We start from the raw sequence: 12674 nt of genomic DNA, 5'->3' as shown, positions 1-12674 counted from the left end.
GGGATGCGCGAGCTTCCACGCAGAGGCGCAGACCTTTTGAGGGGAGCGATGAGAATCGCCAAAGTTTCTCGGAACCGTTTTGAGGATGATGAGGCCGACGAGGCTGACTTTTCAGCCTTTGCCCGGCTGCATTCGGATTCTGGATTCGGCGAGAAGCTGACACATCGGCCGCGTGCGTTCGCCACCGTCGCTCGTTCTGTAAGCCCGGCAACGTCTTTCATTCTAATTCTTCTCGTTCTCCCTCTCTGCTTACCGTTGTCCATTTGGCTTGCCCGGCAACGTGTTTCATCGGGAAGTGCGGGGGGGGCAGCTCAAGCCAAAACCCGGCCTATAGGTTATGTTGAAGTTTCACCCTCTTTTTACGCTTCCACCCGGGCCTTTCCTGCTCTATGCGGGAAGAGGGCCCGTGGTTCAATCAGACCACGAGACCCTCCTATTCGCCCCGCGTGCCATTTTTTCAAATGGCAGCTGTTCAGCGGAACAGTCTCAACTTAGACACAATAATGCAACTTTTTCGAGAAATAGACTGGAGAAACTAAAGTGCACAGAAAAGTGAGAATAATGGCGATCGTTGGCTTGATCGCTGCCTTGGCCGTGCTGGCTTTCGCCGGCTCGTTCTGCACCGATAGCGAGAGCTGCGATACGGGGCACGTGGACCCCACAACCGGCGACGCAAACTCGACGACTTTCACCTACAAAGTTGACTATGTGCTCAGCCCCGGGCAAGAAGACGCGCCCGATGTCTATGTGGACATCTTCGAGGGTGACACGGTTTCCTGGAGCTACATGATGGTTAACACGTACGTCGGCAGCATATTCGCGAAGTACAGCTACCAAACGACGCTGCCCGCTGGAGACGACTACGGTTTCCGGTTCCGGACGCTCGGTGACATGACACCCACGTCGCTGGGGCCGACCGTAGAGTAGCCCAACACGTAGATTTGACGGACTTGGCGGCGGGGCGCTTGCGCCTCGCCGCCTACAAATAAACTGGCTCGTAAGAGCTGGCAAGATTAGACGGAGGTTGAAAATGCGGAAGAATATCTTTTGCTTGTCATTTGTTCTGTTGTTAGTTCTTGCGTCCTGTGCGGGCGCGGCGTCGTTCTGGCCGGTATTTCAGCACGATCCTGGCCACACGGGCGTTGCGCCGGTCTCGACGCCGGAGTCGCTCGAGCTTCTCTGGGCCGTAGAGGTGTGGGATTACAGTGGCGGCTGTCATCTAGTTGCGGCTGATGGCGGCGGCGTGTGGTACTGCCAGGGAGCAGGAGGAGGCGGCACGCTGAGGTTGTCCAGGGACGGCGAGATAGTCGCACGGGGACCTGTCGCTTACATGCAAGGCGGCAGCGCGGCCGTTCTGTCGGACGGGACGCTGGTCATTCGCAGCATTGTGCGCAATCTAGAGGACCAATCGATCGCGGCGGTCTCCGCGATTGCACCGAATGGTGACGTTCGATGGGAGCTCACATTAGGCGAGGTGATAGACAGGCTGCTCCCGCAGGATTGGTTGCTGACACTGGGCGCAAACGATGACATATACGCTGTCGGTCAGTTCTGCCTATATGCCGTGTCGCCAGGAGCGACCAGCGGCACTATCCGGTGGTCATACGCGTGTGACAACCAGATCAGCACGATTCCTGCCGCGGCGAGCGACGGGACGGTTTACTTCGGGACCACCAATACAAGCACGCCAAAGAACCCCTGGCTGTACTGCCTGAAGAGCGACGGCAGCCTGAACTGGACGTTTGAGCCGACGGAGGATGGCGCAGGCAAGCCACGGGCTTTGAGCTCTGCGCCGACTCTCGACAACGCTGGGCGCATCTACTTCGTCGTCTCGGGCAACGCCCTTTATTGCCTGAATAGGGACGGGTCAGTTCACTGGTACTACCCGATCGAGCGGTCCTGCTACACCAGCCCGATTCTGATGCGGGACGGCTCGGTTGTGTTCTACGAGATGAAGAACTACGGCAGCTACACCGACGAATGGCGGGCGACCGTAAGCAGATATCACCCCGACCTGGGCGGCTCTGCCGTGAAGCTGCCGACAAAGGAGGCGCCGCTTTCAAGCGCGGCGGCCGATGCGGACGGCAACATCTTCGTCAGCTTCAAGAACTGGGATGCGAGCACGAGCACGACCACGTTCGAGTTCGGTCGTGTTAACCTCCCGTTGGAACCCTGGGCCGGCAGCTACGAGCCGCTCTACTCCATGACCGGCTACTTCGGCGCAGCCGGTGGGCCGTGCATCGACGAAGACGGGACGGTTTACTGTCTGGTCGGGAACAAGATCGTGGCCTTCGGGAGACGCCAAGGCCTTAAGATCGGGATTCAGACCAACTCTTCAACATACGCCGGCTGGTCCGATTTCTACGCGAATGTTTCCCTGCAAATCAGGAATGCTGAGATAGCCGCGCCTCTTGACTGCTACATCGCCTGGAAGCAGCCGGATAAGAACGAGCTTCTCTTCTATCCGTTCTGGACGAACGACCCCTGGTTGGCCGCGATGCAGTTTAGGCCCCTCCCTGGCGACGCCTTTTTCGAGAAGATCGAGATAGCGCACTTTCCGCTCAAGGTTATAGCGACCGGCGAGCACAAGCTCTACACCGCTTTCTTTGAGCCGGGCACGTTTAATCTCGTCAGCGACATTGCCTCGTGCGAGTTCATCGTCTATGGCGCACCCACGAGGCGCGAGGCGCGGAAGTCCCCGGCGGCAACTGATCTGGGGATTTCGTTCAACGGCGACCAGATGGGGACGCCCCCGACGGTTGCTGTCTGGACGAATAAGGAGACGTACGCCGCAGGCGAGGTGCTTGACCTCTCGCTGCGCCTCGAGAACGAGGGCATGGGGATGTTCTTCGACCTCTACATAGCGGCCACGCTGGACGACGACCCGAACGGAACTCTGTTCTTCTTCCCAACGTGGCGAACCGATCCGGGCTTCACGAACATCTCGTTTCTGCCGCTTGCGCAAGGCGCCTCGCTTCCGGACTGGACTATCATGCACCTTCCGCTTCCGGATGCGCTTCCGAGGGGAGGCTACAGGTTCCTGGCGGCCTTCTTCTATCAGGGAACGTTCAACCTCGCCAGCAACGTCGCCGAGTCGCACTGGTCGCTGATGTAGGCGTGCCCGCTTGCTGCACTCTTGATGACAGGGCCGTAGGGGCGTGCTGCGCTTGCTGCACCCTTTTTATGATTTGCCAAACGGACATGGGGCGGGGCAAGCACCGCCACTACGCGATGGCGTGCTGCCGACTTCTGACGCGTTGGCAGCGTTGACACCGTTCATTTGACTAGGAGTGTGTGCAGAGGCTAACCTTCGTTTGTGCGGTTGTTCGTGATTTGGCTCAGGAGCTTTAACGTTATGGAGAGCGAGGATTGCGCAGGGTATTGGTGATCGGCTCGAAGGGCATGCTTGGAACGGACTTGTCTGCCAGACTGAGTCGCGACTTTGAGGTGTTCGAGGCTGACATCGACGAGGTTGATATAAGGGATTTCGGTGCAATCAAGGGGTTGGTTGCCGAGGTAAGACCTGACGAGGTTGTGAACGCGGCCGCTTTCACGGACGTTGATGGTGCGGAGAGCAATGGTTGGCTTGCGTATGAGATAAATGCGGAGGGCGCAAGGCACGTGGCGAAGGCTGCGGCGTCTGTGGGTGCTCGGTGCACCTATATCGGGACGGACTTCATCTTCGACGGGAGGAAGGGGTCGCCGTATCTTGAGGACGACACTCCGAACCCGCTCTGCGTCTATGCTAAATCGAAGCTAGCGGGGGAGCTCTACGTTCAGCAACACTCACCTAGACACCTGATCGTCAGAACAGCCTGGCTCTTCGGGATACATGGCAAGAACTTTATCGAGGCGATACTCAGACAGGCGAAGTCCTCTGACCTCAGGGTCGTCGCTGACCAGGTTGGAAGCCCCACGTTCGCGGTCGATCTGGCGGAGGCAATAGCGCGTCTTTTGAAAACAGATGAAACTGGCGTTTTTCACTGCACGAGCTCTGGCAGCTGCTCTTGGTTCGAGTTCGCGAAGGCGATAGTAGTCGAGGCTGGCTTTCAAGACGTGAAGGTCTCGGCCATAACCTCGCAAGAGCTCTGCCGTCCAGCGGCTCGTCCGGCCGCCTCGGTCTTGGACAACACCAAGCTTTATGTGAAAATAGGGTTCAGAATGCCGACTTGGCAGGATGCGCTGACTCGCTACCTGAGAATGCGGCAAGAGGAGACAGGAGAAAGCGCTTGACGGACGCGGTCAGGGTCATTGTGGCCGGAGCATGCGGGCGCATGGGCCGAACGCTTGTCGAATGTGCGGTGCAAGATGGCCGGTTCGAGGTGGTGGGGGCAACGGAGAGGCGAGACCACGCATCTGTCGGGCGGCCACTGTCGGAGGTGATGGGCATTGCGACGCTCGAGGGGGTCGTTCTCTCGGCCGCGCTTGGCCCACTGCTTGCGGATGCTGACGTTGTGTTAGAGTTCACGACGCCTAGCGCCTCGATGGCAGATTTCGAGCTTGCTACGGAGTATGGAAAGGGCATTGTGATTGGCACGACTGGTTTTTCTGACGAGGAGTTGGCGGAGATTCAGCGAGGGGGAGACGTCGCTCGCTGCGTTCTGTCACCGAATATGAGCCGGGGGATGAACGTGATGTTCGTCCTTGCGGGCGTGCTGGGGTCGGTGCTTGAGGATTTCGATGCAGAGATAGTGGAGTCGCATCATCGGGGCAAGAAGGACTCGCCGAGTGGGAGCGCTCTTCAGGTGGCGAGGAGCTTGGCGGCGTCAAGACGCGTCCTGCTCGAGGATGTTGCTGTTTATGGGCGTCATGGTAAGGAGCTCATCAGGAGGCAGGGCGAGATCGGGATACATTCGGTCCGGGCTGGCGAGACTGTCGGCGAGCACACGTTAGTCCTTTCGGGTCAGGGCGAGAGGTTCGAGATAACACATCGAGCAGCCAGCCGGCGTGCGTTCGCGGCAGGCGCGCTTCTTGCGGCCGAGTTTGTGGCAAAGGCAGAGCCGGGCATTTACTCTATGGCCCAGGTATTGGGGCTGGACGCACTGTCCAGGGCAGCGGCGCCGCACCCAGGAGGGACCGATTTGGCGGGGAAAGCGGATTGACGCCGAAGGCAGTTATCTTCGATCTTTACGGCACGCTGATCGACCTTTACTCGTGGGAGGACAATGAGAGGCGGCTCGCAGGGGTCGCGTCAACGCTCTCGGTTCCCGCTAAGCCCTTCTCACGTTTGTGGACTGAGACTTATCCAGAGAGGGTTACAGGCGCATTTCCTGACGACGAGTCATACATTCTGCATCTCTGTGCACGTCTGAAGACAGTGCCATCCGATACCAGTCTCCAGGCTGCAATTGAGATGAAGAATGAGTTCACGCGCCGCTTGATGGTGCCGAGGCCCGGAGCGCGGGAAACGCTTCAGAAGTTGAAGGAGGCGGGGCTGGGGCTGGCTTTGCTGACCAACTGTGGGCGTGAGGTCCCCGGATATTGGAGGCGGACGTCGCTCGCATCAGTAGTGGAGGTTACGGTCTTCTCGTGCGAGGTAAAGGTCAAGAAGCCGGACCCTGCGGCGTACTTTCTTACCTGCGATAGATTGAACGTTCAGCCCAGAGACTGCACATTTGTCGGCGATGGAGGAAATAGGGAGCTCGAGGCGGCGCAGGAGATAGGTATGAAGGCCATCATGATACGAACGCCAGAGGACAATCTTTACAATCCTCGCAGGACTGCCTCGGACGCTTGGCCTGGGCAAAGGGTCTCGCGCCTGAGTGAGCTTATCGAGATTGTGCGTGGACACGCTGAGTGAGGCCGGGATTCGCCTGGGGCGCCCATCTGGACTAGAGACCGGCGCAAGGAGACGTTTTCAGCGGGAGGATACGATGGGCGGTCTAATGGCATGTCGCAGGCTGAGAAGTATGTGGCGTATGGTGAAGATTTGTGAAAAAGTTGACGAGGGTAGCTCAATATCGGTAACATCTATACAAGGAGAAGATCTTCATGGTACGGCTCGCGATTAGAGGCTACGACTGTGTTTAATGGTAAAACATTGTGTGTATAAGTAAACAAAGGAGAAGAGAACATGACATCGAAGGTGGCTACACTACTTGCTTTGTGTGCCTTTCTGATGTTCCCGGTCATGGCGCTTGCCCAGCATGACACTCCGTTCGTTGATGGAGATGAGGCTCCTGATTTCACAGTTCAGGACCTTGACCTGGAGTGGGTTAGCCTTTCGGATTGGTTGGGGAGCATCGTTGTGCTGGACCTATGGGCGACATGGTGCCCCCCGTGTGTTGCGGCGACAGGCAGTCTGGAGAACGACGTTTGGCAGGTCTATAAGGACCAGGGCGTTGTTGTTTGGGGCGTTGACATAGACCCAGTCGGAGAAAGCATTGCGAAGATTGAGACGTTCCGGGAAGATCATAACCTGACATATCCCATGGCGTTAGACGTGAACCGTGAAACGAGGCCCTATGCAAGCGGGTACGTCCCTACTATGTATATCATAGACCGGCATGGGACAATCCGGTACGGTGAAGTGGGATATAATAAGGCCGCGGTGCTGGCGAAGATCGAGGAGCTGCTCGAGGAACAGCCTTCGGGGCCGACGTTTGAGCTGAGGCTCAACAAGATGGATATGACACCGTATATGCCTGGCGACATTATGACGCTTTCCGCGGACGTCGCGAATCCTGGACTTGCTATGCCGGTCAATGTCTATATCGCGGTTGAGCTTTACGGCGACTTTTATTTCTGGCCGAATTGGGGGACGTTGATGACACCTGTGTCATTCACCCTTCCACCCGAGATGCAGATCATCGGCTATGTTCTTGTGTCCGTGATGTTCAATGATAAGTTCCCGCACGGCTCGTTCAAATGGTATGGCGTGCTTGCGAATCCGGAGAGCGGCGAATGGATCACAGAGCCCTCAGTGGTGCCCTGGTCGTTTGGGTCCGAACAACCCTTCTAAGCGCTATCTGAGGTAACAACTACCGTGAGTCGCCCACCTCTGCACACGGCCGGGGTGGGCGATTTCTCTTTTGGACAATGGGCACTTGGGAACACGCCAGGGGCTACTTGCCCAGGCGACGGCCCAGGTCTCGATAATACCGAAGTTTATTTGTCTCCCGCCGCGATCCTAAAGCCGCGGAAATAAAACGGTCTCTTCTCTGTGCAGCCCTGGTGAATCTCTATCGCGAAGCTTGCCGGCGAGAATCCATCATGATTCGGCACATTAGCAACGCGAGTGTCATCAATGTAAGCCTTGATCGACCTTTCGCTCACCATGAGCCTGATATGATGAACGCCCTTATCGCCAAAGACCTTCATATCCTTTCGCCCAACATTTTTCCCCTTGATATCCAAATTGCCACCGTAGCAGAAGTAATGGAGTCGGGAGAACTGAGAACCTTTCGGGTCAAAAAAGCAAATCGTAACGTATGGCGAGCTAGTGTCGGTTTTTGGCTTATAGACATCCATCTCCAGCGTCCATTTCTCCGGCAGACTCATCTTGCCAGTATTGGGCATCAGCTTCCCGTCAGTGGACGCCATGATCCACTTCTCACCGCCGATATCGACCACCTCGAAATTGCCGCGGTCCAGCTTGTTGTTGAACGGGAACTCGCCAACCTCGTCCTCGCTCAAGTCATCGATCCAGAGCGTCTTTTCGCCGGATACGAAATCGCAAGCCCTTTTGCTAATTGTCTTTCTGGGAGCAGGCGTCGGCTTAGCTGGTTCTTCCTTCTTGGCCGGAGGTTCTTTTGCTGGCTGCGACGCGGGCTGAGTAGTCGTCTGCGTCTGGGACTCAGATTGCCCGTATTCCTGGGTGTATTTGCCCTTGCCCTTATAGCGGTAGTAGCCGCTGGGCAGCTTACTGGCTACTTCCTCAACCAGATTATTAAGGCACACACGAATGGCCTTCTCCATTGGGCTGTTGGAATAGACGCCTAGACCGCCGCGGAGGACCCCATCCCTGCCCCAGCCGCCGCCGTGGCCGCCGACGCCCCAGCTGGTGGATTTTCCCTCGACATTGCTCGCAAAGATCACCCTCCGCTGTCTAATGTCGATGAGCTTCAGGTCGAGGCCCATGATGGCCTTCTTGAGCTTCAGGTTAGTCCCACCCCAGAGCTTGCTCTTCCAGCTCGTGCCTCCGAGGCCGATCTTGGCGCCCTGCGCGTCAGGCTCGAACATCGTGACGGAACCTGTAATAAGCACATCAGCGCCTTCCATGAGACCGCCCTCGGGACCCTTGCCCTCCTCAACCGCGCCACCCTGGGCGAAGCGGATCTCATCCATGATCTCGCCGAGGTCCTCGCCGCTTGCGAGCACAATAAACCTGGGGTTGTTAGTCAGGGCCGTCGAGAGCATCTCGCCAAAGCTGGACGCCATCGTGCCCGAACACCTGTTGGCCTTGGTCTTGATCCGGCCGACGCTTATGCGCGCCTTGTTGCCCTGGTACGTGAGCTTGTCCTCGATCGTCTCAGCCAAAACGGAGCCCACTAGCAAACTTACAACTGTCAAAACCGCCAAGATTGTTAATTTGCGCATCCTCAATCCCTCCAAATACAGTGATGAATAAACCTCTCCATTTGCACTCATATCGAGAATACAAAAGGTCGCGACTTCAAGCAAATTATATCTTGTGGGGACCGGCATCGCTCAGACCGGCAAGCTATGGTGAGAAGCCATTGAAGGTTCACCCGCGGTCGGCATTCTCTCGCGCTGTCATTTGTTGTAATGACCGAAAGACGCAGGCACCCGTCTAGCCTTAGGTCGGGGCAAGCACCGCCACTTCGAGGCTCGACGATGGCTTATGGGAGAGCCTCAGCGCCGCAAGTTCAGATGATCAATTGTGAGGAGCCGTCAGGAAGTTCGTGTGCCCGTGGTCTTCTTTCGCGGGCGGGGCGCCCACGCGTTGCTTTCCGTCGCCGTTTCTCCATGTACATGAGCTCATCTGCGCGCTTGAGAAGCGCCTCGATCGATGAACACGACTTAGGGTCGTAGGACGCAACACCAACGCTCATCTCGAGCTCGTATCGGCGGTCCTCCTGCGAGTTGTGCTCCTTGAGCGTCTTTGCGATCCGGTAAGTAGAAAACGGCACATTGGGTGATACATCGATGGCAAGGACAGCGAACTCATCGCCACCGAGGCGAGCGATTATGTCCGAATCGCGAAACGTTTCTCGGAGAACGTCTGCGGCCTCAATGATGGCCTGGTCTCCGACGTTGTGGCCGAGGTTATCGTTAATCCACTTCAGACCATCGAGGTCAACGAAGACGAGGCGCAAGCCTTCCTGGGTGCGTTCAGCTACTTTCACCTGCTGCGAGGCAAGGGTCATGAAGCCTCGCCTGTTCTTGAGGCCAGTTAGCTGATCTATAAGTGACATCTCTTGAACTTTTTGGAGAGCGAACCCAAGATTGTCCTCTGCTTGCTTACGTTCAGTGATGTCGTTGCCGATGCAGAGAACCTCCCAGATCTCGCCGCGGCTGTCATATATTGTCTTATTAGTCCAGGAGATCCACACCCTCGAGCCATCTTTGCACACGTTTTCGTTCTCATTGTTGACGTATCGTTCGGGAGTTACGCCGATGTCCTCGATCATCGCCGCAAGGTTCCGCCCCGACAAATCGGTTTGGGGGACTATCCACCCGATCGTATTTTGGCCGATAAGCTCATCCTCCGAGTATCCAAAAAAGTCCAACCCGAACCTGTTCATGTAGATGATCTTCCCGCCGGGAGACATGCGCATCACAACGCTGTTGGCGTTTTCAACGAGTTCTTGATACTTGTCTTCAGACTCGTGAAGGGCAGTTTCGGCATCATGGCGACTGTGGATTATCCTGTCGGCGTAAGCGCTGAAGCCGATGATTATCCCAGCCGAAAGGCAACGCATCCAAAGCTGATTAGGGTTTGTTGGAAACAGATGGTCAGCAAGCTGCCCGTGGTAGAAAATGTAGGCGTCGAGCAGCGATTCCCCGACCCATAGGCCGAGCGACAGCCACAATCCGATTATCAGCATGCGCTCCCTCATAGGCACACCCCTCTTAGGAGGGCTTCCCGAGCTTATTCAACATCGCTCTTGCCTCAGCATGAATGAAGACCGCCAAGTGCAACCACCCTCGATATGTGCCCACATCGCCAAGATTCCGATGACCAGCTCATGCTCAAAGTATCGGAGAATCTGGCGATTCGTTTAGCAAAGCTGGAGATTCGTTCGCTTTAATAGTTCTACCTAGCGCCAGATTGAGACAAATGAGATAGAAGCACCCGCCCAGAGCTGGGCGCCATGAGCTTACATCGCAAATCCGTCAGGATTTGACATCTGACACCGCTTTCGTAAGCTTTGCTCATCATGAGGAAGGCACGCGTCTGATGCGAAACACAGCCACTGTCCTTGGAATCTCGATAGACGTTCTGACGCTCAACATGCTGCTTGACGCGATCGAGCGTCTCGCGTCATCATCTGGCAAGAGCCATCAGATCGCTTACGTGAACGTTGATTGCGTCAACCAGTATTATCGCAATTCTGCGTACAAAGAGGCGATTGACGGGGCTGACCTGGTCTATGCTGATGGGATGGGGGTTGTCTGGGCCTCGAAACTGTTTGGCACCGCTCTCCCTGAAAGGCTCACTGCGGCGGACTTCTTTGACAAGGTCTGCGAGTTGAGCGAACGGAGGGGGTTTAGGCTTTTTCTGCTCGGCTCCGAGCCCGGCGTTGCACAGATTGCGGCGGAAAAGCTTCACGGCCAGTTCCCGAAACTCCAGATAGTCGGCACAGAAAGCGGCTTTTTCGACGAGGCGCAGGAGATCGCTTTGATCTCACGAATCAAGGCTGCAAAGCCCCATATTCTGCTCGTGGGTATGAGCGTCCCGAGGCAGGAGGTCTGGATCAGGCGGCATATCGACAGTTTGAACGTTCCGCTGTGTTGGGGCGTGGGCGCCCTTCTGGAATACGTTTCAGGGAGGACAAGCCGCGCTCCAAAGTGGATGCGCAACAGCGGCCTGGAGTGGTTATACCGGCTGATCCTCGAGCCATCACGACTCTGGAGGCGCTATCTGGTTGGCAACGTCAGGTTCGCGCTCCGGGCGTTCCTTCTCGTCATAACAGACGTTGCCGCCTTCTCGCTCTCCTGGATAGGCGCCTACTTCATCAGGGCTGGGCTGACCGACGCCTTTGGCGTCCCCATCAATCCGATTGCCGGCTACATCGTGGCGCTGCCGCTGATGGTCTTCTTGTGGGTCATGACCTGCCTCTTCTTTGGACTCTATCGGCGCCCCAGCGAGACCAGACGGTTCGCCGAGTTCGTCTCAATCCTCAAGGTAACGATTCTAGCATCCCTCATCGTTTCGGCCACCTCGTTTATGTTCAAGGGCTTTGACTTTGGCCGCGCAGTTGTTCTTATCTCGGTTTTTCTGAACTTCATCGCCCTGACGACCTCGCGACTCATCGCAAGGGCTATCGACAAAAAACGTGGGTAAAGCTGTGGACAACCTGGAGAATGCGACGTGTCGATTTGGTTAATGGATCGAAGCCTAACTGTGAAGGTGGGGCTAATGTTGTGTGCATGTTTGCTGGTAGGTTATTCCCTTTCGGCCCTTGCGAGCGCCGAGCCGCTCTTGATCAACTACACATCGTGCAATGCGATGAACTGCCTTGCGGTCGATGACGGCAAGGTCTGGGTTGGTGCAGAGGGCGGTCTCTTGTGTTTTGATCCAGAAACCGGCGAGAAGTTGAAGTTCACGCCCGCCGACTCACATGGGTCCTGTCGAATAGCGGACATTGCCATCGACTCTCGAGGCGTCTTATGGGCTTCCCACGAAACCCGTTATGGTAACTCCACGCCCGGCCTACTGGAGTTCGATGGGATTGAGTGGCAGCCAGGGTACTCCACAATGAACGTCTATAATATTGCTGCGGACGAGCTAGGCTACGTGTGGTTCTTGTACGGGGCAGACATGATCCGGCTTGACGGAACTTCTTTCCGAAGTTGGAGCCTGCCATATCATCCGTCTGCCCCTCAGCTCTACGATTCGGCGCTGGATGCGTCGCATGGCAAAGCCTGGTCGATTATCCGGGAGAGAGTATATACATTCGATGGTTTTGATGTTGCGGTTACCGGCACGCCAACCGGGGACTGGTGGCCCCGTAATGGAGTAGCGGCGGACAGGCAAGAGGGGGTGTGGTTGGGGAAAGGGACCTCTCTGTGGCATTTCAAGGGCGGGTCGTTTCAGGAATTCGAGCTGCCGCCAGAGAGCCCGCTCCCAGGGATTGGGTTGCTTCGGGTGGACTACAACAACACAAAATGGTGTATGAACAGCCGGGTGTATGGGTATGGATTAAGCTTCGCTTGCCTGTCCGAGAACAGAACATGGGGGGCTTACGGGGACCTTCCGATCCCGGCGCGGTATTTCCTAGATGTTCGGTTCGGAAAGGACGGCAAGTCTTGGATAATGGCAGACACAGCGATCAGGAACGACCGGTCGGGCAAAGCGACTCCTGAGATTGAGCCGTCGCTTCTGCGCTATGATGACCGAGGGCTCGAGGCGTTCTGGGCTTCAGACCCGTTGCCGGCGAGCTTGGTGTCGGACCTTTGTATTGACGCAGGAGGGACACTCTGGGTGGCGGGGGACTGGATAGACTATACACACTACGATCCCTATGCATCCTACCTTTGCCGCTGGG

At 56.5% G+C, this 12674-nt stretch carries 11 protein-coding genes; 8 read left to right on the top strand and 3 right to left on the bottom strand.

All coding sequences use genetic code 11. The annotated features are described in order from the left end of the window. Positions 1 to 221 (bottom strand): hypothetical protein (locus VM163_02705; GenBank protein ID HUT02784.1); only part of this gene is annotated, 221 nt, incomplete at its 3' end. A gap of 319 nt (positions 222 to 540) precedes the next feature. On the opposite strand from VM163_02705, the gene VM163_02700 reads away from it, so the two are divergent. The 6 genes from VM163_02700 to VM163_02675 all read left to right on the top strand — a co-directional run bounded on the left by VM163_02700 (position 541) and on the right by VM163_02675 (position 6961). Then, on the top strand, positions 541 to 927 hold the full coding sequence (locus VM163_02700; GenBank protein HUT02783.1) for a hypothetical protein: 387 nt from the start codon (positions 541 to 543) through the stop codon (positions 925 to 927). 103 nt (positions 928 to 1030) lie between these two features. After that, a complete protein-coding gene (locus VM163_02695; protein ID HUT02782.1) occupies positions 1031 to 3115 on the top strand; it encodes a PQQ-binding-like beta-propeller repeat protein in 2085 nt (694 codons plus the stop codon). A 254-nt stretch (positions 3116 to 3369) separates the two neighbouring features. Then, on the top strand, positions 3370 to 4233 hold the full coding sequence (gene rfbD / locus VM163_02690; protein ID HUT02781.1) for a dTDP-4-dehydrorhamnose reductase: 864 nt from the start codon (positions 3370 to 3372) through the stop codon (positions 4231 to 4233). After that, on the top strand, positions 4230 to 5102 hold the full coding sequence (dapB, locus tag VM163_02685) for a 4-hydroxy-tetrahydrodipicolinate reductase (protein ID HUT02780.1): 873 nt from the start codon (positions 4230 to 4232) through the stop codon (positions 5100 to 5102). Before rfbD ends, dapB begins: the two co-directional genes overlap by 4 nt. Then, on the top strand, positions 5099 to 5800 hold the full coding sequence (locus VM163_02680) for an HAD-IA family hydrolase (protein ID HUT02779.1): 702 nt from the start codon (positions 5099 to 5101) through the stop codon (positions 5798 to 5800). The genes dapB and VM163_02680 overlap by 4 nt, the downstream gene beginning before the upstream one ends. Before the next feature lie 273 nt (positions 5801 to 6073). Beyond that, positions 6074 to 6961, top strand: a complete 888-nt coding sequence (locus VM163_02675) for a TlpA disulfide reductase family protein (protein HUT02778.1) — start codon at positions 6074 to 6076, stop codon at positions 6959 to 6961. 146 nt (positions 6962 to 7107) lie between these two features. Here the strand turns inward: VM163_02675 and VM163_02670 are convergent, their stop codons facing one another. Further along, positions 7108 to 8538, bottom strand: a complete 1431-nt coding sequence (locus VM163_02670) for a CsgG/HfaB family protein (protein HUT02777.1) — start codon at positions 8536 to 8538, stop codon at positions 7108 to 7110. Positions 8539 to 8828: 290 nt separating this feature from the next. Beyond that, entirely contained in the window at positions 8829 to 10022 is a 1194-nt protein-coding gene (locus VM163_02665; GenBank protein HUT02776.1) for a sensor domain-containing diguanylate cyclase, read from the bottom strand. Positions 10023 to 10363: 341 nt separating this feature from the next. On the opposite strand from VM163_02665, the gene VM163_02660 reads away from it, so the two are divergent. Both VM163_02660 and VM163_02655 read left to right on the top strand, forming a co-directional pair. Continuing rightward, the gene (locus VM163_02660) at positions 10364 to 11470 is read left to right on the top strand and encodes a WecB/TagA/CpsF family glycosyltransferase (GenBank protein ID HUT02775.1); all 1107 of its coding nucleotides are present in this window, start codon (positions 10364 to 10366) and stop codon (positions 11468 to 11470) included. A gap of 27 nt (positions 11471 to 11497) precedes the next feature. Then, positions 11498 to 12674: hypothetical protein (locus VM163_02655; GenBank protein HUT02774.1), on the top strand; the 1177-nt coding region annotated here is incomplete at its 3' end.

The organism is bacterium (genome assembly GCA_035527515.1).
Classification (GTDB): domain Bacteria; phylum B130-G9; class B130-G9; order B130-G9; family B130-G9; genus B130-G9.
Note: the sequence above shows the minus strand (reverse complement) of the source record. Positions and strands in the feature narration are given on the sequence as shown.

Bases quoted from the DNA above. Each gene is read 5' to 3' on its own strand.
- VM163_02695 (HUT02782.1), top strand. From the start codon at position 1,031: ATGCGGAAGAATATCTTTTGCTTGTCATTTGTTCTGTTGTTAGTTCTT.
- VM163_02675 (HUT02778.1), top strand. From the start codon at position 6,074: ATGACATCGAAGGTGGCTACACTACTTGCTTTGTGTGCCTTTCTGATG.
- VM163_02670 (HUT02777.1), bottom strand. From the start codon at position 8,538: ATGCGCAAATTAACAATCTTGGCGGTTTTGACAGTTGTAAGTTTGCTA.
- VM163_02665 (HUT02776.1), bottom strand. From the start codon at position 10,022: ATGAGGGAGCGCATGCTGATAATCGGATTGTGGCTGTCGCTCGGCCTA.
- VM163_02660 (HUT02775.1), top strand. From the start codon at position 10,364: ATGCGAAACACAGCCACTGTCCTTGGAATCTCGATAGACGTTCTGACG.